The sequence below is a fragment of the Kitasatospora sp. NPDC101447 genome (assembly GCF_044767225.1).
Lineage (GTDB): Bacteria > Actinomycetota > Actinomycetes > Streptomycetales > Streptomycetaceae > Kitasatospora.
Window position 1 is genome coordinate 41487 of record NZ_JBIWNL010000045.1, and the last position, 25325, is coordinate 66811.

At 74.2% G+C, this 25325-nt stretch carries 11 protein-coding genes; 4 read left to right on the forward strand and 7 right to left on the reverse strand.

Going from position 1 to position 25325, the window contains the following annotated elements:
- The first annotated feature begins 6 nt into the window (after nucleotides 1-6).
- The 3 genes from ACIRST_RS37295 (at nucleotide 7) to ACIRST_RS37305 (ending at nucleotide 3865) form a co-directional block, all read left to right on the forward strand.
- Nucleotides 7-567 (forward strand): sigma-70 family RNA polymerase sigma factor, encoded by a 561-nt coding sequence (locus tag ACIRST_RS37295; protein WP_402808262.1) that lies wholly within the window; start codon nucleotides 7-9, stop codon nucleotides 565-567.
- Nucleotides 564-1379 carry an anti-sigma factor family protein gene (locus ACIRST_RS37300; protein ID WP_402808265.1) on the forward strand — a complete coding sequence of 272 codons (816 nt, stop codon included), beginning with the start codon at nucleotides 564-566 and terminating at the stop codon, nucleotides 1377-1379. Before ACIRST_RS37295 ends, ACIRST_RS37300 begins: the two co-directional genes overlap by 4 nt.
- A gap of 485 nt (nucleotides 1380-1864) precedes the next feature.
- The gene (locus ACIRST_RS37305) at nucleotides 1865-3865 is read left to right on the forward strand and encodes a putative Ig domain-containing protein (protein ID WP_402808268.1); all 2001 of its coding nucleotides are present in this window, start codon (nucleotides 1865-1867) and stop codon (nucleotides 3863-3865) included.
- Nucleotides 3866-4032: 167 nt separating this feature from the next.
- Here ACIRST_RS37305 and ACIRST_RS37310 read toward each other — a convergent pair whose 3' ends face one another.
- Entirely contained in the window at nucleotides 4033-5001 is a 969-nt protein-coding gene (locus tag ACIRST_RS37310) for a LysR family transcriptional regulator (protein WP_350525821.1), read from the reverse strand.
- 135 nt (nucleotides 5002-5136) lie between these two features.
- Between ACIRST_RS37310 and ACIRST_RS37315 the strand changes: the two genes are divergently transcribed.
- Entirely contained in the window at nucleotides 5137-6297 is a 1161-nt protein-coding gene (locus ACIRST_RS37315; RefSeq protein ID WP_402808271.1) for an iron-containing alcohol dehydrogenase, read from the forward strand.
- A 115-nt stretch (nucleotides 6298-6412) separates the two neighbouring features.
- Here the strand turns inward: ACIRST_RS37315 and ACIRST_RS37320 are convergent, their stop codons facing one another.
- Genes ACIRST_RS37320 through ACIRST_RS37345 form a run of 6 tightly spaced genes read right to left on the reverse strand, consistent with a single transcriptional unit; the run spans nucleotide 6413 to nucleotide 25223 of the window.
- Complete coding sequence (locus ACIRST_RS37320) at nucleotides 6413-8251, reverse strand: hypothetical protein (protein ID WP_350525819.1); 1839 nt, start codon at nucleotides 8249-8251, stop codon at nucleotides 6413-6415.
- Entirely contained in the window at nucleotides 8244-13529 is a 5286-nt protein-coding gene (locus ACIRST_RS37325) for a hypothetical protein (protein ID WP_402808274.1), read from the reverse strand. Before ACIRST_RS37325 ends, ACIRST_RS37320 begins: the two co-directional genes overlap by 8 nt.
- Entirely contained in the window at nucleotides 13511-16792 is a 3282-nt protein-coding gene (locus tag ACIRST_RS37330) for a hypothetical protein (protein ID WP_402808276.1), read from the reverse strand. Before ACIRST_RS37330 ends, ACIRST_RS37325 begins: the two co-directional genes overlap by 19 nt.
- Entirely contained in the window at nucleotides 16789-17961 is a 1173-nt protein-coding gene (locus tag ACIRST_RS37335) for a Kelch repeat-containing protein (RefSeq protein ID WP_402808278.1), read from the reverse strand. Before ACIRST_RS37335 ends, ACIRST_RS37330 begins: the two co-directional genes overlap by 4 nt.
- Before the next feature lie 19 nt (nucleotides 17962-17980).
- Nucleotides 17981-22684, reverse strand: coding sequence for a DUF6603 domain-containing protein (locus ACIRST_RS37340; protein ID WP_402808281.1), 4704 nt, complete (start codon nucleotides 22682-22684; stop codon nucleotides 17981-17983).
- Nucleotides 22677-25223, reverse strand: a complete 2547-nt coding sequence (locus tag ACIRST_RS37345; RefSeq protein WP_402808283.1) for a hypothetical protein — start codon at nucleotides 25221-25223, stop codon at nucleotides 22677-22679. The genes ACIRST_RS37340 and ACIRST_RS37345 overlap by 8 nt, the downstream gene beginning before the upstream one ends.
- Between the last annotated feature and the right edge of the window lie 102 nt (nucleotides 25224-25325).

Consider the following 25325-nt stretch of genomic DNA (forward strand, 5'->3'; position numbering starts at 1 on the left):
TGGCGGATGGCGAGGACACGACCGGGCAGGCGGCAGGACGCCGCCGACGAGGCACTGATCCGAACGCTCTACGAGCAGCACGGCGGCGCACTGCTCGCCTACGCCGTCCGGCTCACCGGCGACCGCGCGGCGGCCGAGGACGCCGTGCAGGAAACCCTGATCAGGGCCTGGCGCAACCCCGAGGCACTGACCGAGGCTCGCGGATCGGTGCGCGGCTGGCTGCTGACCGTGGAACGCAACCTGATCACCGACCGGTTCCGGGCCCGGGCCGCCCGACCGGCCGAGGTGGCGGAGGTCTCCGAGGCGGCGGCCACCGTACCGGTCGAACGCGACCACGCCGAGGGCGTGGTGGAGACACTGGTGATGTCGCAGGCACTGGAGCGCCTCTCGCCCGAACACCGCGAGGTACTGCGCTCGATCTACTTCCAGCGGCTGTCGGTCACCGAGGCCGCGCAGCAGCTGGGAATACCGGCCGGGACGGTCAAATCCCGCGCGCACTACGCGCTACGGGCGCTCAAGCGCTCGTACACCGACAGGACGGGGACGTGGCAGGAGGTGTCGGTGTGACCAGGGACGACGCGGACACGGGCGGCATGGGCACTGAAGATGTGACCACGAACGGCACCGATGCGAACGGTGCGGGCGCGAACGGCACGGGCGCGGTGCCGCACGAGCGGATCGCCGAGCTCGTCGGCGCCCACGTGCTGGGCGTGCTCGACCCGGACGAGTCGGCGGCGGTCGAACGGCACCTGGCCGACTGCCCGGCCTGCCGTCAGGAGGTGGCCGAGTTGCGGGAGCTGGAGACCGTCCTGGGCGAGGTGCCGCCCGAGCTGCTGGTGGACGGACCGCCCGCGGGCGGTGACCTGCTGCTGCAGCGCACCCTGCGGCAGGCACGGACGGAACGCGGCTCGGCGCTGCGCCGGCGCCGGGCCCGGGTGGGCGCGGTCGCGGCCGTCGCGGCGGCCGCGGCGCTGATCCTCGGGATCACCGTGGGCCGCGGCACGGTCACCACACCGCCGGTGGCCGCCGGCCCGACCGCCACCTCCATCGCCACCGCCACCCCACCACCGGCCGGGACCAGGAGCGGCTCCGTGACGGATCCGGCCACCGGTGCCCGAATGACGCTGACCGTGACCCCGGCCATGGGCTGGGTGCGGGTGAACGCGGCGGTCACCGGAATCCCGGCCGGCCAGCGCTGCCACCTGGTGGTCAACGCCAGGAGCGGGGCGACGGCGGACGCGGGCAGCTGGCTGGTCTCCACCGTGGGCGCCAAGTCCGGTACCACATTGGATGGTTCGGCGATCGTCGCACCGGATGACGTGGCCTCGGTGTCGGTCGTCAACGAGTCCGGGCAGACCTTCGTGACAGTCCCGGTGTAGGGCTCCCCCGCCTGCCGGGCCCGAGGTCCGGCAGGCGGGGCCGGGGCCCAGCGGGCGGGGCCGGGGCCCAGCGGGCGGGCCGGGGCCCGGTGCCGTCCGGTGGGGCGTTCCCGCCGCGGACGGCGACGCACCGGCGGCCAACCCGCGTCATTCGCTGGGCAATTCATGGACAAAGCCCGGTAAAGGCTGCGCGCGACGCCTTGAGGCGCCGGAAGACCCGTCAGTAACCTCGGGGCGACACCGCGCGACAAGGAACGCCTGCGGTGCGGCCCCCCGATGCCATCTCGGCTGTCATGCGCCTGACATGCCGCATTCCGGGGCCATCCCCCCACCTCCCGTACAGCGCAAGCACCACGCCGGTCCGCGGCCACCGCCGGGGCCGGCCAGCACATGCCGCGATCCGTCAGCACGGGCCCGAGCCCGTACCGGCGAACACCCCGTTGCCGGCACCGGCCGCGCCCTCGTCCCCCACGGAGGGTCGACTCTTGCGCTCCCACTCCCCCAGCAGCAGCCTGCGCCCGCCCAGGGCGCGCAGGTTGCTCGCCGCCCTGCCGGCCATGGCCATGGCCGCGACCGGTCTGCTCGCGATCGCCGCGCCGAGCGCGAACGCCCAGAGCGACGCGCCCACGGCCGGCGCCGCCACCAAGCGGGTCTGTGCCGCCCCGAGCCACCCCGGCGAGATGGCCTGCCTGGCCCTCGTCCGCACCGACCTGGCCCAGCACCTGACGCTGGCCCCGAACATCAACCCGTCCGGGTACGGCCCGAGCGACCTCGCCTCGGCGTACAAGCTCCCCGCCTCGGCCGGCTCCGGCGCCACCGTCGCCATCGTGGACGCCCAGGACGACCCCAACGCCGAGTCCGACCTCGCCACCTACCGCTCGCAGTACAACCTGCCGGCGTGCACCACCGCGAACGGCTGCTTCAAGAAGGTCGACCAGCGCGGCGGCACCAGCTACCCGACCGCCGACAGCGGCTGGGCCGGCGAGATCTCGCTCGACGTCGACATGGTCAGCGCGGTCTGCCCCAACTGCCACATCCTGCTGGTCGAGTCCGACGACGCCTCCATGGACAACCTGGGCGCCGCGGTCAACACGGCCGTCTCGATGGGCGCCAAGTACGTCTCCAACAGCTACGGCGGCTCCGAGGACTCCACCGACCCGACCTCCGACTCCAGCTACTTCAACCACCCGGGCGTCGCGATCACCGTCTCCTCCGGTGACTCCGGCTACGGCGTCGAGTACCCGGCGGCCTCGCAGTACGTCACCGCGGTCGGCGGCACCAGCCTCAACCACGCCTCCAACACCCGTGGTTGGAGCGAGTCGGTGTGGGGCAGCAGCTCGGGCGGTGACGGCGCCGGCTCCGGCTGCTCCGCCTATGACGCCAAGCCCAGCTGGCAGCACGACTCCGGCTGCGGCAAGCGCACCGTCGCCGACGTCTCGGCCGTCGCCGACCCGGCGACCGGCGTCGCGGTCTACCAGACCTACGGCGGCTCCGGCTGGAACGTCTACGGCGGCACCAGCGCCTCCTCCCCGATCATCGCCGCGGTCTACGCCCTCGCCGGCGCTCCGGCCTCCGGCACCACCCCGGCCTCCTACCCGTACGCGCACACGGGTTCCCTGTTCGACGTGACGAGTGGCGCCAACGGCAGCTGCTCGCCGTCCTACCTGTGCACCGCCGGCGCCGGCTACGACGGCCCGACCGGGCTCGGCACCCCCAACGGCACCGCCGCCTTCACCTCCGGCAGCACCGGCGGCAACACCGTCACCGTCACCAACCCGGGCAACCAGAGCACCGCCCAGGGCTCCTCGGCCAGCCTGCAGATCCACGCCACCGACTCGGCCACCGGCCAGACCCTGAGCTACGGCGCGAGCGGCCTGCCGGCCGGGCTGTCCATCAACGCCTCCACCGGCCTGATCACCGGCACCGCGACCACCGCGGGCAGCTCCACCGTGACGGTGACCGCCACCGACGGCACCGGCGCCAGCGGCTCCACCACCTTCGGCTGGACCGTCACCGGCACCGGCGGCGGCTGCACCGGCACCCAGCTGCTGGGCAACCCCGGCTTCGAGACCGGCAGCGCCTCGCCCTGGACGGCCAGCTCGGGCGTGATCGACAACTCCAGCGGTGAACCCGCGCACGGCGGCAGCTGGAAGGCCTGGCTCGACGGCTACGGCAGCACGCACACCGACACGCTGAGCCAGTCGGTCACCGTGCCGGCCGGCTGCAGGGCCACGCTGAGCTTCTACCTGCACATCGACACCGCGGAGAGCACCACCTCCACCCAGTACGACAAGCTGACCGTCCAGGCCGGCTCCACCACCCTGGCGACCTTCAGCAACCTCAACGCGGCCGCCGGCTACACCGTGCACAGCTACGACCTGTCCGCGTTCGCCGGCCAGACCGTCACCGTCAAGTTCACCGGCACCGAGGACTCCTCCCTCCAGACCAGCTTCGTCCTCGACGACACCGCCCTCACCACCTCCTGACCCGACGACGGCAAGCGGGGGCCGCGGCGTGCGCACGCCGCGGCCCCCGACGCCGTCCGACCGACCGCCCGACAACCGGCACCGGGGGCGGGGGCGGGGGCGGGGGCGGGGGCGGGGGCGGGGGCGGGGGCGGGGGCGGGGGCGGGGGCGGGGGCGGCCGGGCCCGGCTACTCCGGGAGCAGTTCGGCGCGGCGGTCGGCGACCTCCTGGTGCAGGGCGTCGCGCACCGCCCGTACAGCGGGGTGGGTGACCGCCTCCCGCCGGACGGCCAGCGTGATCGGCAGGCGGATGTCGACCTCGTCGGCCAGCAGCCGCCGCAGCCCAACCCGACCGGTGAGGAAGGCCGGCAGCACGCCGATGCCGGACCCCAGGCGGGTGGCTTCGAGCTGTGCGAAGACGTTCGTGGAGGAGAACGCGGGGGTGACACCCGGCAGATGGCGTTCGATGTCGAGGTCGCCGACCTGCAGCATCGACTCGATGTAGAACACCAGCGCGTGGTCCCGCAGGTCGGCGACCGTCCCGGGGGACCCGCAACGCGCGAGGTACTCCTCGCTGGCGTACAGGCCCAGCGCGTAGTCGGTGAGGTGCTCGGTCACCAACCGGCTCCTGGGCGGCCTGCCGATCGCCAGGGCGAGGTCGAAACCGGCCGGGCGCAGGGTCAACTGCCGTGTGGCCGTGATGAGTTCGACCTGAAGTCCGGGGTGGTGCCGGCGCAGCCGGGCCAGTGCCGGGGTGACGACGAGGGTGCCGAAGCCGTCCGGGGCGCTCACCCGGACGGTGCCGTGGAGGGACGGCGCGTCCTGACCGGACACCGCGTCGACGACGTGGACGAGGGCGTCCTCGATCGCGCGGGCGCCCTGGGCGACGGCCTTTCCGGCCTCCGTCAGGGCCCAGCCCTCGGTGCCGCGTTCCATCAGCCGCACGCCGAGGCTGCGCTCCAGCGCGGTGATGCGGCGGGACACCGTGGTGTGGTCCACGCCGAGCGCGTCGGCCGCCGCCACCAGGCGCCCGGTGCGGGCGACGGCCAGCAGGTAGCGGAGGTCGTCCGCGCGGAGCCTGCGCGGGTCGATCCCGCCGCGGTCCGGCTGCGGCGGTGGGGCCGGATCCTCGCCGACCGGGCCGGAACGGGGGTGCACCCGGCCAGCGTATCTGCATTTCTGCACACCAGGTCTGCGCGATTGACGATTGAACGCACAACGCGCGGGCGTCACAGTCGAACCCGCGCCGGGCGGAGCGCCCACCCACCCTCCCCCACCGTCGAGAGGTCCTCCATGGTTGCCAGCCTTTCCCTGCCCCGGATCCTGCGCGTCGGGCCGGGCGCCGCCGAGGAGTTGGGCGACGTCATCCTCGGGCTGGGGCTGAACCGCCCCCTCGTCGTCACGGACGCGTTCCTGGTCGGGACGGGCGCGGCGGAGCGCCTGACGGCCACTCTGCACAAGGCCGGTCTGCACCCGCGGGTGTTCTCCGACACCGTGCCCGACCCGACGACCGCCTCCCTGGCCGCGGGGGTGAAGGCGCTCGACGAGCACGAGGCGGACTCGGTCATCGGCTTCGGCGGCGGCAGCCCCATGGACACCGCCAAGGCCCTCGCCCTGCTCGGAGTCCAGGGCGGCCACATGCGCGACTTCAAGGCGCCGCGCGTCAACGTCGGGCCGGCGCTGCCGGTGATCGCCGTCCCCACCACGGCCGGCAGCGGATCGGAGGCGACCCAGTTCACCATCATCACCGACAGCGCCACCGACGAGAAGATGCTCTGCCTGGGCCCGGCGTTCCTGCCGCTCGCCGCGGTGGTCGACGTGGAGCTGACCATGTCGATGCCGCCCCGGCTGACCGCCGACACCGGCATCGACGCCCTCACCCACGCCGTCGAGGCGTACGTGAGCCGCAAGGCCAACCCCTTCTCCGACAGCCTCGCCCTCACGGCGATCGGCACCATCGGCCGCCACCTGCGCCGCGCCTACGCGGACGGCTCCGACGCCGAGGCCCGCGAGGCCATGATGCTCGCCGCGACCCAGGCCGGCATCGCCTTCTCGAACTCCAGCGTCGCCCTCGTGCACGGCATGAGCCGCCCGATCGGCGCCCACTTCCACGTCGCGCACGGCCTGTCCAACGCGATGCTGTTCCCCGCGGTGACCGCCTTCTCCGTGTCCGCGGCGCCCGGCCGGTACGCCGACTGCGCCCGCGCGCTGGGCGCGGCGACCGCCGCGGACTCCGACGACGCGGCCGCCGACAAGCTCGTGGACGCGCTCCGCGTCCTCTGCCGGGACCTGGAGGTCCCCACGCCCCGCGTGTACGGCGTCGACGAGGCCGCCTGGAAGCGGCTGACGCCCCTCATGGCCGAGCAGGCCCTGGCGTCCGGCTCCCCCGCCAACAACCCCGTCGTCCCGACCGCCGAGCAGATCCAGGACCTCTACGCCCGGATCTACGGCTGACCGCGGCGCCGTGCCCCGTTGCGCCCCGGCCGGAGCGCAACGGGCCCCCTGGCCGGAGCACATCGTGGCACTCCGGCCGGAGCGCATCGGGGGCGCCACGGCCGGGGCAGCCGCGTCAGTGCGCCGTCGCCGGGGTGTCGACGAGGAGGTCGAAGGCGAGGCCGCTGGAGCCCTCGCCGCGGCCGGTGCCGCGTTTGGCGCTGAGCCAGACGCAGACCCGCCCGTCCCGCCAACGGGTCCGGTTGTAGGCGACGGCGAGCCGGGTGCCGGACTGCGGGACCTCCTCCTGGTTGACGAAGTACGACTGCGGCGGCGTCGCGTCCAGGCCCTCGCGCAGCAACGAGGTCCGCGGCTGGACGGGCGGCAGCACGTCGACGACGTTCGGCATCGCCGCACGCTGGAGCTGGATGGTGCGGTTGTCCCCGGGGACGTGCACCGGGATGAACGGGATCCAGTGCTCCGGGACGGAGTTCATCGCCTCGTACGCGATCGGCGCGAGCGGGCCGCCCGGCGCGGTGGGCGGGTGCAGCCGCAGGTGCCGGGCCTGGATCCCGGCGGCGACCTCGCTGCCCCGGCGTCCCTCGCCGGTGGCCCGCGGGACGGTCAGTTCGATGCCCCACACCAGGTTCGCGTTCTCGTCGCGGATCAGCGACACCTCCTCCAGCGCCGGGCCGTCGGCGACCTTCGGCACGCTGGCGGGCAGGAACAGGCCGGTGTCGGCGGCCGCGCCGGGGGCGCTGTCGATCGTGTCGAGGGTGAACATCGACCAGCGCTGCCAGTCGTCGTCGAGCCCGGTGCCCGCCGGGGTGATCCACAGCCGCTCGCCGAACACGTCGGTGACGGCGAGGCCCTGGATCGTCGCCACGGTGCCGACCGGCAGCTCGCACGGGAGTTGGAACCAGTCGTTGCTGTAGACCAGCGCGAACTCCAGGAAGACCAGCCGGGCCAGGTCCGTGCTGTCCGGCGACACCGCGGCGAAGTTGGTGGCGCCGTCCTCCACCGCCCACCAGCGCGGCAGCGGCATGCCCGCGTACCGGAGCGGCGCCGGGAACACCGTGCGGTTGATCGGCGGCAGCGGCGGCTCGGTGCCGCCGACCGGGGCGGCCGGGTCGAGCGAGAAGGCGTGCCAGTCCAGTTCGCCGCCCGGGTACTCCTGCGCGGTGAGGACCTTCTCGCCGCCGCCCGGGGCGGAGCCGGCCACCGAGAAGCGGTGCTCCAGCCGGCGCGGGTCCCAGGCGCCGTCGGCGTCCGGCTGGTCGATCAGGTCGTCGAACCAGGCGACCAGGCGGTCGCCGAGCGCGTCGAGCGCGGGGCGGTGCAGGTGCAGCAGGTCGCTGATGCCGTCCGATGCGTGACCGCCGTCCTTGAGGTGGCGGTAGAGCAGGTAGCCGTCCATCCGGCGCCCGGCGACGGCCTGCAGGGTCGACCAGACCTCCGGGTCGGCGACCCGGGGGGCGTCGGCGTCCGTGGCCGGGTCGGGCAGCGCGATCGGGTACAGCCGGACGTACTGGCCGCGGAAGTCGAAGGCCACGCTGCCCAGCACCGGGGAGCGGCCCAGCAGCTTGAGCCACCGCCGGCCGATCGCCAGCCGCAGGTCGAAGGCGATCCGGTCGGCGCCCGCCACGAACGGCACCGGACGCCGTTCGGCCAGCGCCTCCAACGGCCGGTCCGGCGGCAGCGGTTCGGGCGTCCCGCCGGCCGGGCGGAAGCGGCTGGGCCGGGCGACGGCGATCGAGTAGGTCGCGGTGACCGGCGAACCGCCGTCGCTGCCGCGGAACTCGCCGAGCTGCCACTGCCGGGTCAGCAGCCAGAGCGGGTCCCGCACTTCGGCGCGCAGCGCCCGCTCGAAGTCGGTGGTGCGCGGCCGGCCCTCCAGCCGGTTCCACACCCCGACGGCCGGGCGGTCCCGGGCGGCGAGCGCCTCGGCCAGGTTGTCGATGCGGGGCTCAGGCATGGGCGGCCTTCCAGCGCTGGTTGGCGATCGCGAGGTCGGTGGAGATCGTGATCGGCTGCCGGGTGGCGGACATGACGGTGGCCGGGAGCAGTTGGGCGTAGGCCGTGCCGTCGAGGTGCTCGGGTTCGACGCCCCGGGACTTGGCCAGGTCGAGGGTCTCCCCGATCGCGGCGATCAGGTCGTCGGTGTTCCAGGTGCCGGTGCGCACCGGCGGCACGACCAGCAGCATCGCCTGCGGCGGTTCGGAGTCCGGTCCGTCGTAGTGCAGCGCGATCCCGGTGGTCTCGCGCTCGGCGGGGATGACTTCCGTCCACTCGTCGAGCAGCAGGCCGACCTGGGTGGGCGGGGGGATCAGCGGGTCCGACGCGTAGTGGGCGGTGAACAGCACCTTGTCCTCGGTGATGGCCGTGCCGGGCTTGAACTCCATGGCCAGCCAGTGGTCGTCCGGCCGGTACGGCAGCTGGATCGGCACCAGCTGCGGTTCGGCGGACTGCAGCAGGTCGCCGAGGATCCCGCCGGGCCCGCGCAGGGCGTCGCCCAGCACGACGGCCTTCTCCCACAGGCGGGGCTTCTCGCGGACCCGGGCGATGCCGTGCGCCCAGTCGTCGACGGGGAAGTCCCGGCCGAACGGCGGCTGGGTGAGGTGCTGGACGAGCTTGCCGCTGTCGGCGCGGGCCTTCGTCCAGTCCGCGGCGAGCTGCGGGTCGGGGGTGAACTCCGGTACGGCGAGGACGTCCTGGCCGAGGAGGGCCCTGAGTGCGTCGGTCGCCGCCCCGACCCGGTCCGGCCCGGTGACGGCCGCGTCGTGGGCGGCGAGGGCCGTGTCCGCGGCGGCGAGCCGGGCGAGGACCTCGGTGCGCAGCGCGGTCGCGCGGTCCAGCAGGTCGCGCCCCAGCAGGACGACCCGGTCCTGGAAGGGCCGGAGGCTGAGGTCGGTCGGGTCGAAGTCGGTCAGCGGGAGCTTGGCGGCGACTTCGGCGAGCAGGCCGCTGAGGGTCGTCCGGGTGGTCCTGGCCTCGGACCTGAGCGACTGCAGCTTGGCGTTGAAGGCCTGCCGCCGGTTGGCGACGACGGCGCGCATGGTGGCCGGCTGGGCGGGCAGCGGTGCGGTGGGCTTGGTGGCGACCAGGCGTTCCGCCTGTTGGAGCAGCCGGAACCGTTCGGCGGCGGAGGTGGCGGCCGGCAGCGCGTCGTAGCCGGCGAGCAGCGCGTCGGCCCTGGTCAGCGCCCCGGTCATGCGGTCCGCGGCCGCGGCCACGGCGGCCAGGACGTCGGTGAAGACGCCGCGGCGCCACATCGCGAGTTCGCCCCAGCCGCTGCGGACCATGCCGAAGCCGGAGGCCGTGGTGACCAGTCCGGCGTATCCGGTGAGCAGGGTGTCGACGGCGGCGAGGATCCGGTCGCGCTGGGGCTGGGCGTCGGCCGGGTAGAGCGGTGCCAGCGTGGCGAGGTAGTTCTCGACGTTCTTGCGCAGGGCGTCCAGGGAGGCGCGGACCGCGGCGGGGCGCTCCCGGGGCAGCGAGACGGCCGTGTCGGCGGCCCGGTCGGCGGGGGCGGGGCCGGAGGCGGGCACCAGGTCGCTGGGGCGCAGCGGTCGGGCGGTGGTCAGCAGTGAGCGCAACGCGGCGATCAGCGGGGAGAGTTCGAAGAAGGTGATCCGGCCGGCGACCCGGTCGGTGTAGCGAATGGTGAGTTCGGCGTCGGGCCGGGGGTTGTCGGTGGCGAGGACGACGCCGACGATGCGGTCGTCGAGGTCGGTCATGGCGCCTTCGCCGACCGGGCGCAGCGCCCAGAGCAGGTCGATCGGCTGCAGGCCGGTGTCGGCCTGGGTCACGGCGCGGCTGCGGGGCTGTCCGGTGAGCGGGTCGGTCCAGGTGACCTGGGCGACGACGGTGACGGGTGCCGGGAGCAGGGCGGGCAGCCAGGCGTTGACGGCGGGTTCGGCCTGGGCGCGGGGGGTGTTGTGGGACAGCGGCGGTGCGCCGGCGTCCGGGGGGAGGCCGGGGGTCAGGCGCAGGCCGAGGCGGTGGGTGAGGGTGGTGCCGCTGCGGGGTGTGGCGACGACGGCGGGTTCGGGGGGCAGGCCTTCCTTGGCGTACGCGTCGAGCGTCGCGGAGGCGCGTTCGGGGTTGCCGAGCAGCGCCTGGTGGGTGCCTTCGGCGACGGCAAGGTCGGCGAGGGCGTCGTGGACGTCCAGCAGTCCCAGGACGGCCCGGTCGACGACGCCCTGCTGGGTGTCGTCGAGCCCGGGCAGGCCGTCCAGGCCGAAGGGGTAGGTGTTCGGGGCGTCGCCGCGGGTCACGCGGCGTACCAGGGCGAGGCCGTCGATGACGTTGTGGGCCTCGATCTGCTCGATCGCGAGGGGTTTCGTCGGGTCCGGCTGGTCGGCCTGGTGCGGGACGGTCTGGGCGATCCGGCCGGCCCGGAGGGGGAACTTCAGGCGCAGGGCGGAGATGACGAAGTCGACCTCGGCCCGTTCGTGGCTGTCGTGCAGGGCGCGCTCCAGCCGGTAGCCGAGCAGGGCGCCCAGGGACTGGCCCTGGCGCATGCCGTCGAGCAGGCCGAGCGCGATCCGGACCCGTTCGGAGCTGAGGTTGACCGCGAAGGACCCGGGGTTCTGCGGTGAGCCGTTGGCGAGGTAGCCGGCGCGCAGGACGGCCGCGGTGCGGGCCTGGGCGGGTGACGGGGCGTGCAGGTGGCCGCCGTTCTTCTCGTCGTGCATCAGCGGCCGGCTGCCGCGGAAGACGTCGGCGAGGGGGCCGGTCAGGGTGACTTCCGTGAGCTGCCGCTCGCGGGGGCGGACGTCCTCCAGCCAGCCGTACGCGCCCAGGTGGAGGCCGCGTGCGGCGGGGGCGGTGCCGTCGGGGCCGTACCGCAGTTCGGCGAGGCGTTCGTTGGCCAGGCCCAGGCGCCAGGCGTCGAGCCGGTAGGTGGCGCAGTCCAGGTGCTCGGCCAGGACGCGTTCCAGCCGGGCGGTGGGCAGGGTGGCCAGCAGGTCGAGGGCGTCGGCCTGTTCGGCGAGGCGGGCGGTGCCGGGGGCGGTGCCGAGGACCCGGGGGATGTGGTCGACGACCAGGCGGTCCGGGTTTCCGGTGATCTCCGGCGCGGGTGAGTAGAGCCGCCGGAACCGGCTCTCGCTCGGGATGCCCTGCCCGGGCTGCGGGATCCTGACGTGGATGAACGCCGGGTCGGCGGCGGCGATCTCGGCGGGGGTGGCGACGCCGGCGGCGATGGCCAGTTCGGTGGCGGCGTCCGCCCAGCCGAGCAGCAGCGCGTGCCGCAGCAGGAGGTGGAGCAGCGCGGAGGGCCGGTCGTCCTCGGGGAAGCCGGCCTCGGTGCGGACGGTCTCCAGGTCGGTGCGCGCGTGGGCGGCGAGCCACTGCAGGTAGTTGGCGCCGTCGGTGGTGTACGGCCGGACCGGGTCGGTCTCGGAGAGCGGGCGGTCGTCGACGGCCGGGGCGAGCAGCGGGTGCTGGGTGTCGAGGAACAGGCGGCGGATCAGGTCCGGGTCCTGGGCGGGGCCGCTGTCGGGGTGGCCGAGGCGGGTCAGCAGGGCGCGGATCGGGTCGGGCATGTGCAGTTGCCGTTCCAGGGCGGTCAGGACGGTCGGGCCGAGCGCGCCGAGGTTCTCCCGGTTGAAGATGTCCTCGACGCTCTGCGCGTACCGCTGGTAGTACTCGGCCGAGGTGGGGTGCAGCGCGAGGATGTCCAGCAGGTGCTGGTGCGCGTCGTCGGCCCGGCCGCCGAGGTGGGCGACCTTCGCGGCGGCGGTCTGCCAGTCGGCGGCGGCGGCCTGGAGCACGGTGTGCAGGCCTCGGCGGTGGGTCGCGGTGGCGGCGGTGTCCGGCCAGGCGAGCCGGGAGAAGGCGGTGGTGGGCAGGATTCCGTACGGCTGTCGGCCGATCCTGACCGCGGGGACGGGGCCGCGGCCGGAGACGTGGCGGAGGTAGAACTGCCGGGTCCGGTCGACGACGGCGCGGCTGAGGATCGGGTGGAGCGTGGTCTGCAGGTGGTAGCCCCAGGTCGCGGGCCACAGGGCGGTGTCGGCGGCGCGGGCGTCGCGCTGGTCGGTGCCGTCGGCGTTGGGCATGCCGGCGAGGTCGGCCGGGTCGAGGCCGAGCAGTTCGGCGAACCACTGGCCGTCGGTGCGGGTCGTCCAGTCGGTGCCGGCCTCGGCGGCCCGCAGGCCGGTGGCGGAGCGCAGGCCCGCGTCGGCCTCCTGGGCGCGGTCGAGGCCGGCGGGTGCCTGGGCGGTGTTGTTGGTGGGGGTGCCCTGGGGCAGCAGGCTGAGCCCGGCGGGGCTGCGGAGTTGGCGGGTGAGCTGGGCGGTGAGGTCGGCGGCGGACTGGTCCGGGGTGGACCGCCGGCGCAGGCCGAGCACCACCAGCCGGTCGAGGCCGCCGCGGAGGTCGGCGGTGAGCTGGATGCGGAAGCCCATGCCGACGGTGACGGCCCGGCCGAACTCGGTCAGCCAGCGCAGTTCGTCGGGGACGGTCATCACGCCGGTGGTCTCGTCGACCGTCAGGTGGTCGTCGGAGCCGGGGTCGGGGCTCACCGGCAGGCTCGCCGGGACGGGTTCGCCGTCGAGGTCGACGACCTTGCGGCCGCCGGCCCAGCCGAGGACGCGGAAGTGGTCGGGCAGCAGGCCTGCGCGGGCCGCGACCGTCCAGGACTGCGGGGCGATGCCGGAGGCGGGCGGGCGGGGCACGACCAGGAAGGCCACCAGGGCGGTGTCGCCGGTGGCGACCGCGGCCGCCTCGATGCCGGCGGGTCGGCGGGCGCGGATCGCCGCCGCCCTGGTCGGGCCGACGGCGGTGAGCAGCGCGGCGTTGGCCGTGCGCAGCGCGACGCGGTCGCCGTGGGCGCGCCAGACAGCCGTCCAGTAGTCGGCGGTGGGCCCGCGGTCGTCGGCGGGGAGGGCGGTGTCGCTGAGGACGACGAGCACGGTGGCGCCGGCGGGGACGGGCACCGGCCGGTCGGCCGGGTTGGCCGGCCGGTGGTCGCGCAGCAGCCAGGCGGCGCGGCCGGCGGCGATCCGGCCGACCAGTTCGTGCCAGGCGGCCCGGTCGCCGACGGCGGCGCCGCCGGTGCGCCACAGGGCGGTCCAGTAGGCGTCGAGTGCGCCGAGTTCGGCCTCGGTGGGCCGCGGTTCGAAGGAGTCGACCGACCACTCGTCGGGGAAGACGCGGACCAGCAGTTCGGTGGCGGTGAACCTGGTCTCGATCCGCACCGGGCCCAGCAGGACCGGATAGTCGTCGCTCAGGTCGTTGTCGGCCATACCGGGAGCATCTCCTGTGCGTGGACGGCGACCATGACCGGCGCCTGGAAGAGGATGTAGGCGATGTCGGCGGAGCTCAGCCGGGAGTACCAGAGCGGCAGCGCGTCGTCCTCGGTGCGCTGCCGCTGCTTCTCCTGGTCGTCCTCGGAGCCGTCGAAGGGCGCGAGCGGGACGTGGGTGGCGTCGGTGAACTCGACGAAGCCGAGGTGGTCGGGATCGACGTGCTGCCAGGTGAGGTCGTTCCACACCTCGACCGGCGGCAGGGGGCCCTCGGGTTCGTCGACGCCGAAGCGGGGTTCGCCGGGGCGTTCCTTGAGGACGAAGAACCAGCCGAGGTCGCCGGGGGGCTTGCCGCGGGCCTCGGCCGCGTCGAGGTCGAAGCCGAGCAGGTAGATGTCGGGTTCGACCTTGGCCTCGTAGAGCGGCAGCCGGACCAGATCGGCGGTCGGGTGGTCCTCGTCGGGCAGCGGGGCTGGGACGCGTTCGCCGGTGGTGACCGGGTTGCCGTCGTCGTCGAGCGGCCAGACCGCCCTGTGCGCGTAGACCGCCGTATTCGGGTACTTCTTCAGCAGCTCGCCGCGGATGACGAGCACCAGGTCCTCCTTCTGCGTGGTGCCCTGCTGCTGCCGGTTGTCGTTCTGGCCGAGCAGGGCGGCGGGGGCCCAGCGGTGGATCGGCCGGATGTCGTACAGCCGCTCGCGGCGCTGCTCGGGGGTCTCGCCGGGCGGTGAGAGGACGGCGCGCGGGTCCCAGAACTGGCGGAACGGGGTGCCGCGCTGGTCGGTCGGGTACTCGCGCCAGAGCATCTCCCGGGCCATCTCGTGGTTGAGGCCGACCAGGAAGGACTCGATGAAGCGGCGGTTGTTGGCGAGCAGGGTGATGGAGTTCGCCGGGATCAGGTTCAGGTTGGGCGCGAACACGTCCACCGAGAGGTCGATCAGCGACTGGTACATCGGCAGGTCGATCACCGGGTAGGCCATCGCCTCGATGAACTCCTCGGCGAACGGCCGCAGTCGGTCGGGCAGGTCGACCGCGCCGAGCAGGCTCCTCGGGACGGTGGTGTCCGAGCGCAGCCGGGACAGCACCGCATCGGTGGTCCCGGCGACGCCGAGCCGCTCCCGGACGGCCGGCTGCCCGACCGCGGCGGACGCGTCCCAGCCCGCGTAGAGCTCGTTCAGCGCGCCCTTGAACCGCTGGGCCTCGGGGCTGTCCCGGTCGCCGCCGGTGGTCGGCGGGACGGGGTCGCCGATCTCCTTGATGACGAAGTCCGGGCTCTTCGGGAGGGAGCCGACCGGGTCGGCGGGGGCCGCCGCCCGGACGCCGACCACGGGGTGCAGCACCTGGTCGAGCTGGCCCGGGGTCACCAGGGCGGCGGGTTTGACCTTGGGTGCGGCGGCGGTGACCGCTGCGGTGGCGGCGTCCATCCGCGGCACCAGTGCCTCGCGCGGCTGGTCCGGCGGGAAGGTGAGCGAGCGCATCAGCCGGGCGCCGGGGCGGGTGAGGCGCCGCATCGGGGCGGACAGCGGTGCCGCGGCGACCCGGCTGGTCGCCACCTGGAAGCCGACGGCCAGCTGCTCCGCCGCGCCGTCCGCCGCGTCGGTCCCGTCGGTCCCGTCCGACGCGTCCGCCCGGTCCGGCCCGGCGGGCCGGCCGGTCGGGGTGGTCGCCGGGGTGGTGACCCGGGGGTGTGCGGGCGCCGTCAGGGTCAGGTACTTGCCGGTGGGCGGCGGCGGCGCCACCGCGCCGGCCGGTGCGGCGGGCGGTTCCAGGTGCCTGACCTGGAGCCGGTGCCCGACCTCGCGGGCGAGCTGGGCCTCGCGGATCCGCGCGTTGGCCTGCAGCACGTCGCCGATCTGGGCCCAGGCGGCGTCCATGAACTCGTCCTGCCGGGCCTGGACGACCCGGGTGCCGAAGTTCGCGGCGACCCGGTAGCGCGGGTCGAGGTTGAGCCGGTGCACCCAGGCGCGGTTGGCGGGCGAGGGCAGCGGGTGGCCGGCGTCGTCGATCAGCAGGCGGGAGGTGAGCGCGTGCCAGCGGCCGTACAGCGGCGGGGTGATCACCGGGTCGACCCCGGCGGACAGCGCCTGCGCCTGGTCGCCGGGCAGCGCGGCGTGGGCGGCCGCCGGCGTGCGGTCCCGGTAGGCCTCGGCCAGGTTGACCAGGTTGGCGAGCGCCTGCTGGAAGGGGTGCGGGTAGGGCGCGGCGGGCACCGGCTTGTCGTACCAGTTGTCCCAGTTCTCCCAGTCGTCGACCGGCTGCTCGGGCAGTTGGAGCGCGCCGCCGAGCCGCAGCACGCCGCCGATCGAGGCCGGGGTGGTGATCGGCGGCAGGCCGGGACCGGCCGGGCGGTGGACGTCCATGTCCCGGCGGCCGACCTCGGGGGCGGGGCGGCGCGGCTGCAGCAGCCGGACGAGGTACTCGAAGTCGCCGGTGGCGCCGGTGGTGAAGGACCACCGGTGGTAGTAGGGCAGTCGGCCCTCGCCCTTGCGGTCGGGGTAGTGCGGGCCCCAGGCGGAGTACAGCGCGCCGGGGGCGAGGGCCGGGTCGAAGCCGAGCCCGGCGAGCCGGCCGGTCTCGAAGGCGGGCACCAGGAACGCCTCGTACGTCCGGTCCTGCCGGAGGTGGCGCGGGCAGACCAGCCGGGAGCAGGCGCGGTCCGGGTCGGTGCGCAGCACCTCGGCGAGCGTCTGCAGCACCTGGTCGCCGGGGCCGGAGAGCTCCCGGGCCACCTGGTCGTCCAGCGAGCCGTGGACGTGGACGTGTGCCCAGGCCCCGAGTTGGTCCGCCGGGGGCAGGGCGTTCGGGTCCTTGACGGTGACGAACGGCAGGGGTGCGCCGCCGCTTCCCTCGTCGAACTCCGCGGGGGCGCCGGACGGGTCGCTCTTCGCGGCCAGGACGACGAGCGCCAGCCAGGGGGCGAGGCGGTCGGTGGAGCCGTCGGGCCCGGCCGGGCTGTAGCGCCAGAGGAAGTCCTCGTCGTAGAACTCGATGTGCGCGAGGTAGTTCGGCTCGACGTTGGTGGTGCCGGGCTGCGGCTCCCGCCGGGAGATCGCGCGGGCCTCGACGCCGACGACGTCGCCGGGCCCGTAGAGCTGCACGGGGCGTTCGACGGGCCGGGACAGCGGGGAGCCGTCCAGGGCCTCGCCGCTCAGCAGGAGTTTGACCGGGATGGTGGCGCGCGACGAGCTGCCCGGGTCGCCGGTGATCCGGGTGGAGAGGCCGGAGCGCAGCCAGGGCAGGAAGGAGTAGCCGTTCGCGGTCATGCGCCGCTCCCGTCGAACAGCTCGGTGGCGGCGGTGAGTTCGGTGGCCGTCGGGTCGGCGGCGGCCAGGCCGGAGCGGGTGGCGCCGCCGGTGACGAGCACCTTGGTGTCGGGGAGCACCGCGGCGGCGAAGGCCCAGCGGCCGGTGAGCAGGCCGGCCCGGGCGGTCCAGGTGTCGGAGGCCGCGTCGTAGGCGACGACGCTGCGGTAGCCGGCCTCGTCGGGGTCGCTGCCGGTGCCGCCGATCACCAGGACCTTGCCGGGACCGAGGGCGACGGCCCGGTGCTGGGCGCGCCCGGCGGGCATGTCCCGTACGGCGGTCCAGGCGCCGGTGGCGAGGTCGTACGTCTCCGCCGTCCGTCGGCTGAGCGGGTCGAAGGTGCCGTCGTCGCCGGCGCCCGGTGCGCGGCCGCCGGTCACCAGCACGGTGGTGTCGGACAACGCGGTGGCCTGGTGCAGGGCGCGCGGTCGCAGCAGGTTCCCGGTCGGGGTCCAGGTGGCGCGGTCCGGGTCGTAGAGCTCGCAGAAGGCGAGGGCGGGGTCCCGGTCGGTGCCGACGGCGGCGGTGCCGCCGACGACCAGCACCTTGCCGTCCTTGAGCGCCACGGCGGGGTGCCCGGAGCGGGCGTCGGTCATGTCGCCGACGGTCGTCCAGCGGGTGGCGTCGGTGGTGGCGGCCGGGTCGTACAGTTCGGCGGAGCGCAGCGCCCGGGTGGTCCGGCCGGCCCGGACCGCGGTGCCGCCGGCGACCAGGACCTTGCCGTTCGGCAGCAGGACGGCGCTGTGGCCCCAGCGGGCCTGGTTCATGGTGCCGGCCGGGCTCCAGGTGTCGGCCGCCGGGTCGTAGACCTCGGCCGAGGCCAGGCCCGGTGCGGTGGAGCCGCCGATGCCGCCGGTGACCAGGACCTTGCCGTCGGCCAGGGCGGTGACGGTGTGCAGCCGCCGGGGCGAGGGCTGGGTGGCGGTGGCCTTCCAGGTGTCGTCGGCCGGGTTGTAGACGGCGGCCCGGCCGAGTGCGGCCCCGCCGGCGTCCGCGCCGCCGACGACCAGGACCTTCGTGGTGCCCTTGAGCACGACCGGTCCGTCGTGCTGCCCGTACCAGGCGGTGGCCCCGGTGAGGTCGTGGGCGGTGGTCCACTTCGCCGCGGCCACCACGGTGGGACTGGTCATGGTGTCGAACCTTCCGTCGTCAGGGGACGTACAACTCGGCGGTGGCGGCGAGTTCGACCGGGTCGGGGCCGGGGGCGGCGGCGCCCGCCAGGGCGGTGCCGCCGGCCACCAGGACCCGGCCGTCCGTCAGCTCCACGGCGGCGAAGTCGGACCGGCCGGTGGCCAGGTGCCCGGTGGCCGTCCAGGTGCCGAGGGCGGGGTCGAGGACGGTCACGCTGCGGTGGCCCGCCTCGCCGGCCGGGCCGCCGGTGCCGCCGACGAGCAGGACCAGGCCGGAGCGCAGGGCCAGGCAGCGGTGTGCGCGGCGGCCGCCGGGCATCGGGCCGAGGGCCGTCCAGGTGCCGGTGGCCGGGTCGTAGACCTCGGCGGTGGCGAGGCTGCGCGGGTCGTGGCCGTCGGGGCCGTCGGGGCCGGACACCGCGTCGCCGCCGGTGACCAGGACGCGGCCGTCGGCCAGCAGGGTGGCCTGGTGGCCCTTGCGGGCGGTCAGCAGGCTGCCGGTCGGGGTCCAGGAGCCCGTCGCCGGGTCGTGGAGTTCGCAGTGGGCGAGGGCGGCGTCCGGGCCGCCGGTCGGCAGTGCGCCGCCGACGACCAGGACCTTGCCGGTCTTCAGCAGGACGGCCCGGTGCCCCGTCCTGGCGTCGGTCATCGACGGGCCGGTGGCGGACCAGGTGCGGGTCACCGGGTCGAACAGTTCCACGGTGGCCAGCGCCCGGCCGGCGCCGTCGGTGCCGCCGGTGACCAGCAGCCTGCCGTCGGTCAGGGCGGTCGCCGCGTGACCGTGGCGGGCGGTGGCCAGCGCGTTCGCGGTGGGCGTCCAGGTGCCGGGGGCGGGGTCGAAGACCTCCGCCGTGCCGAGGACCCCGCCGTCGGCGGAGCGGCCGCCAGTGACGACCACCCGGCCGTCGCCGAGCCTGGTCGTGCCGTGCCCGCGGCGGGCGGTGGCCGGCGGCGGCGCGGCCGTCCAGGTGGCGGAGACCGGGTCGAACAGGGCGGCGGCGGCCAGTGCGCCGCCGGTGGCGTCCTCTCCCCCGGCCACCAGGACCTTGCCGCTGGTCAGCCGGACGGCCTCGACGCCGCGGGCGGCGGTCGGCGGGCTCCCGGCGGCGGACCAGCTCCCCGGGGTGGCCGGGGTGCCCACCGCCTCCTCCTCCGGGATGACGTGCAGCCGGTCGGCGAGGCTGCCGTCGTGGCGGATCCAGTCGGCGAGGGCGTCCTCCGCCGTCGTCCGGCTGCGGAAGGTCGCCGCGGCGAGGCTGCCGGTCGGCGGATGGGCCTGGACGTTGTTGCGAAGGTTCGCGACGACGTAGCGCCGGTCGGTGAGCCGTACGGTCTCGTCGGCGGGGAAGGGCCTGCGCAGCCCGGCCTCCCGTTGGGAGACCGGTGAACGGCTGGTGGCGCTGCCCTGGAGCAGCTGGTTGAACACGGCGGGGCTGACGTCGTGGAAGCGCTTGGGTGCGGCGACGGCGGAGCGGGCCGCCATCGGGACGACCCGCCGGGCGTCGGCGGCGGTCGCGGGCACCCCGCTGTCGATGACGTGCAGTTCGTACCGGGCGCTGCGGCGGACGACGCGCGGTGAGAGCAGGGTACCGGCGGCCGCGGTCAGCTCCAGGCCGGCGTCCTGGTTCTCGTAGGCCGGCCGGGAGAGCTTGGCCGCGTCGTCGAGGTCCTGGAACTGGGCCATCGCGAACTTGTCGCCGGTGACGGAGACCCGCGTCAGACCGCTGTCCGGCGCGGGGGCGATGCTGAACCGCCGGCCGTCGCCGGGCCGCTGGGCGCCGATCCGGTCCAGCCGGACGTCCAGCGGGATCGCGCGCTGGCGGACGAAGAGCGTGCCGAGCGGGTGGAGGACCAGCTGGTCGGTGTCGGGCAGCTGCCGCAGGGTGACCAGGGCGTTGGCGCCGCCGGAGGGCAGTCTGGTCTGCCAGCCCTCGGTCTTGGCGAACTCGCCGGCCAGCAGCGGGAGCACGGCCACCGGGGGCAGGGTGGTGTTGTGCTCCTCGCCCCAGGAGATGTCGAAGTCGGCGGAGATCTCGAAGAACAGCAGGGAGATGGAGCCGCGGCCGTGCGCCCGCCAGGGCGAGGGGCCCTCCAGTTCGAAGTTCAGGTCGATGCCGAAGACGCCGACTCCGAAGGCCTTCAGGGTGACCCCGGCGGAGATCGCGATGGTGAACGCGAACGGCGAGAAGCGGAACAGTGCGTCGAAGGAGAGGTGGCCCTCGATGCCGAACCCGCCGAAGCCGAGCCGCAGTTCGGCCGCCGCGCCGAACTGGACGGTGTTGCTGGTGACGGCGAAGTAGCCGGAGACCCGGATCAGTTGGCCCGGCCGGTTGAGGATGTCCACCGAGAGCCGTTTGGGCACCGGGAAGGGCAGCGGCGGCGGCTTGAAGGAGGGGTGGAAGCCGCCGACCGTCAGGACGAATTCCGGTGAGTCGCCCCAGGCGACCAGCAGGCCCATGCCGCCGTCGATGGTCATCATGAGGACGTGCGAGTCGAAGAGTTCGGCGAAGAACCAGAGCCTCGACTTGTCGACCTCCAGCGCGCCCACGAAGTCGACCTGGAGTGCCAGCAGCGGCAGGTCCTCGCTGGGCAGGACGCACTTGAGCACGCCGAGGACGGCGATGTTCCCGGGCGGGATCTCGATGACGACCCCGAGTGAGACGCTGACCAGCGTGGGTGTCCCCCAGCCGATCTTCGCCATCGGCCCGATCAGGAACCGGCCTTCCTCGGGCGGGAAGAAGCGGCGCAGGTCGGAGAGGATCCGGGGGGCGTTGGCGATGACGTCCCGCGGGAACATCACCGACTCGACCGCGCCGGTGCGCACGCCCTCCGCCAGGGCCTGCAGGTTCATCGCGCGGTTGAGCCCGATCAGTCCGCCGACCGCGAGCAGGGTGAACCCGTAGCCCAGTTGGATGCCGGTGGCGCCGAAGTCGGTGGTGATCACGATCAGCAGCGAGAAGCCGTCGCTGCCGTCGGGCATCCGGGTGCTGATCAGACCGATCGCCTTGAGTTCGACCAGTCCGGCGAACTCCAGGTCCAGGGCGCCCGCGTACTCGCCGTGGTCCGGGTCGAAGTACAGGTACCCGCCGCCCTTGACCGGCCCGGCGTCCACCGAGAGGCCCACGCCCTTGGGCGGCTTGAAGCCGAAGGAGAGGTCGACCGGGCCGAGGTTGCCGTCCCCCTTGGGCCGCAGGGCCACGTCGGCGTTGAGCCCGATCTGCTCCACGACGGCCGTGACCGGGCCCAGTCGGGCGCGGAAGGACACGCCGAGGCCGATCGGCAGCCCGTCGGCGTTCGGCGAGGCGGAGATGGTCAGGCCCTGGATCTCCAGCGGGCCGAGCTCCAGGTGCGCCGGGAGCTGGATCTCCAGGTTGGACGTGCCGCGGAAGTAGAAGCCCTGCCGGTAGGAGACGCCGACGGTGAGGTCCGCGCCGAGGGTGAACCCGCCGCTGGGCAGGACGGCGCCGACGAAGCCGTCCGCGCCGGCCGGGGAGAAGACGAACTCCAGCCCTTCCAGGCCGAACTCGGCGAAGAAGTCGACGGCCTCGCCGACCAGCCGGACCCCGCCCGCGCCGGCGATCCGGCGCAGCTGGAGCCTGGTGCCGTCGGCCCTGCCGAACAGCACCCGCGGGGCGTCGGCCGGGCCCGATCGCTCCACCCGGACGTCGATCGCCCCCTTGGCGTGGACCGGCCCGGTGGACGACTCGAAGCCGAGGACCATCTCGATGCCCCGGCCGGGCCGAACCAGCAGCGCGACGCCGCCCTGGAGGTCGAGGTCGCCGCGGATGGTGACGGCGATGTCCGGGCCGAGGTCGAACCGGAAGCCCTGGCGGCCGGTGAAGGAGGGCATGAGCGCGAGCCCGGGCGGGGCGCCGGCGGCGGCGGGTAGCGGCAGCAGGCGGACGGCGGCGGTCATCTCGGCGGTGGGCTGGACGCGTTGGAAGAGAACCGCGGCGAGCGTCTTCGGATCCGGCGCGAGCGGGTCCGGAGCGGAGCCCTGGACGGCCAGCGCCGTCGAGGGCGGGACCGTCCCGGTCTCGACGTCGGCGCCGATGGTCCGCAGCAGGTTGTCGAGCTGGGAGAGCAGCGCCGGGTGGTCGAAGTCGGCGGTGCCCCAGCCGAAGGCGTCCTTCAGCACCTGCGCCGGGTCGGTGAGCGCCCGGGGCAGGTCGCCGAGGTCGAGGCCGAGGTGCATGTACGGCGGGCGGTTGCCGGCGGCCGGGGCGTACCCGGCCTTGATCACGCCGAGGCTTCGCAGGGCGAAGCCGAGGTTTGGGTGGTAGCGCTGCAGGTAGCCGACGATCAGGAAGTCGAGGAGCTGGCCGGGGAAGAGGGTGAGGAAGCCGTCCGCGCGCAGGGCGTCGGGGATGGACGAGGGCGGTGCGTCGGTGATCGCGTGGATGCCCTTGATCAGCGCCTGGACGGCACCGAGCGCCCGCTTCACGTCGTCCGGCGAGAAGGAGGCCGACGCGGAGGCGCCGCCGTCGCCGACCGTGCCGTCGACGTTCAGCCCGCCGTCGCCCAGCAGGGTGTGCAGGCTGTCGTAGAGCGTCTCGACGGCGTTGCGCAGGTCGGCGAAGGGCTGCGGGACGTCGGTCGCGATCCATCCCAGGCGGCGCAGCAGCGCGGTGAACGCGGCGGGGGTGGCCAGCCCGTCGCGCAGCGGCAGCAGCGCCTGCCCGACCTCCGCCAGGATCCGCTCGAAGGTGCCCGGCTCACTCATGCTTCTTCGCCTCCTTCTTGGACTCCGGGTAGAACTTCCTGTCGAGGAGCGCGTGGAAGGTGGGGTCGACCCGGTTGACGATCAGCCAGGCGCAGACGTGGCAGAAGTCCGTCGAGCCCCGGCGCATCTTGCAGCGGCCGGTCGGCCGGTAGTGGGCGCCGGCGAAGGTGGCGCCGCCCTCGAAGATCCCGATCGTCCGGGCGGACTTGCAGGGCGGGCTGAAGTCGGGGATGTCGACGGGGTTGTCGTCCTCCTTGTCGTTCCTCTGGACGTGGTCCGGGTTCTGGTTGAGCGGATCCCGGTGGTCCCGGAGGTACTTGAGCACGTCCGGCTCCACCACCAGGAGCGGCTGGTGCTGGTTGTCCTTCAGCGGGACGAAGGCGATCGAGCCCTTCACGAAGGTCGGGAAGGGCGCCGTCCCGGCCCTGGTGAGGATGATCGCGCCCTCCGCCGGGAGGACCCGGCCGACGATCAGGCCCTCCAGGTAGTGCGCGGCGCCGACGTCCAGCGGGAGTTGCCGGCCGAACGGCGCGATGCCGAAGTTGCGCAGCCGCACCTCGGTGAAGAGCTTCTGGGCCAGCTGCCACTCCGCGATGTTGCGCGAGCCGATGGTGATCTTGATGCCCTGGACCGGGCTGGTCACGTTCACCGAGTCGGTCAGCAGGACCGCGGCGGAGCGGATCCGGGGCAGCTGCAGCCATTTGACCTTGGCCGGGTCGATGTGCCGGTCCGGATCGTCGCCCGCGCGCAGGAAGCCGAGCACCGACACGTTGTCGCCGAACAGGTCCGCCGACTGCTTCGCGTCCGTGCCGTCGCCGTCGAACTCCTCGTACTCGTCCGACAGGTTGAAGCTGTGGCCGAACTCGTGCGCCACGGTCTGGACGATGTCGTCGAAGTCCACCTCGATGTCGGGCGGTGGGTCCCGGCGCTGCTCGCGCTTGTCCGTCGCGTTGGCGTAGACGTAGGAGAGCTGCGGGAGTCTGTTCATCGTCTGGGCCGTCACCGTGCGGCCGTTGAGGTTCGTCCCGCCGATCAGGCCGTCGTTGACGATCAGGGCGATCAGGCCCCGACTGGGCTGGAAGCGCGAGCCGTCGGGCAGCCACTGGGCGCCGACCGGGGCCGTGGAGCCGGTGGGTTTCAGGCCGCCGACGAAGCGCAGCAGCGTGTTGGCGGGATTGACGTGCGACCCGTCCAGGTAGAGCTCGGGCGGGTGCCGGCGCGGGTCGAGGGTGAGGTTGCGGGTCGGCTCGTTCTGGTAGAACTCCTGCAGCCTGGCGACGAAGGCCGTCACCGCCGCGGAGTGCCTGGCGTCGTCGGGGGGTTTGGGCACCGGGCCCGTGCCCGAGGCCCGGTCGGCCAGCCGGTTGCCCAGGTGGAAGCCGAAGAAGGTGTCCCGGGCGTGCAGGATGCCGACCGACTGGTGCGCCTTCCAGGCCTTGACGAGGTCCTCGGTGATCTTGTGCGGATCGATGTCGAGGTCCTGGTCCTGCCACGTCGCCGGGAGGTTGCTCCGGCTGTCCCCGCGCATGGGCAGCCCGACCCGGCGGACCAGCTCCTCCAGCGTGTAGAGCGTGCCGCCACCGATCCGCTTGGTCGGGATCGGGTAGCCGGAGCCCGTCGCCCGGCCCGCCTCGACCGTCTCCTCGCCCGCCGAGACCCGGAACCCGCAGGTGACGGTGTGCTGTTGGGAGGGGGTGAAGGCCTTGAAGGCGTTGAAACTCGCGCGCAGCATGCCGTACGGCTCGTGCGCGGGCTTCTCGAACATCTCGTGGACGGTCCGGGTGACGATCTCGTCGAACTTCGCGCGGTCCTGCTCGCGGAAGCCCTCGGCGAGGAACAGCACGTTGTGCTTGTCGCCGAGGGCCGCCGGGTCACCCCCGCCCAGCTCCCACGTCAGCGCGTGCTGCGCGGTGTAGTCCGTCACCCACACGTCGAGAAGTTGCGCGCCGCCCAGGCCCGGGAACAGGCCGGAGAGCACCCACGGCGTGCCCGGCTGGGTGGGCAGCACGCCCCGGACCCGGCCGGTCGGCGACACGACGAGCTGCCGGGTGTCGGCCGGCACCAGCTGGACGTACCCGTGCCCGGTGATGTCGCCGATCAGGTCCGTCCCGGCGCCGGCGTCGTCGCTGAACTTCGCGTACAGCGACGGCTGGGTGTGCGCGACGGTGGCGTCGAGTGCGGTGGTGACCGAGTCGTTGCCGAACCACCAGCCGACGACGGACCGGTGGACCTGGAGCCGGCCGACGAGGTACTGGTTCCCGAAGTGGGCCTGGAAGAGGAAGACCCCGGGAGTCGTGGCCGTGACCCTCCCGGTCGCCTTGTCGAACGTCGGCAGCCCCTCGAATCGGTGCTCCTTCGCGTTGAACGGCGCGAAGAAGTCGAACTCGCACTGGCCGGAGGGCACCGCGGTGACCACGAAGCCGTTCGTCGCGGGCGTGGCCTCCTTGCGCGTGGCCAGGGTCAGGACGAGCGGCGGTGTGCCGCTCAGGGCCATGTGCAGGTCGCAGTGCGGAAACAGGAGGAGATCGAGGTCGGTCACGGAGGCTTCTCCTGTCTGCCGTCCACGAGTTGGGCCCACCGGAGCCGACACCGGCGCCGATGATCCGTAACCATACTGATGGCCACTGACAAATCCAGAGAA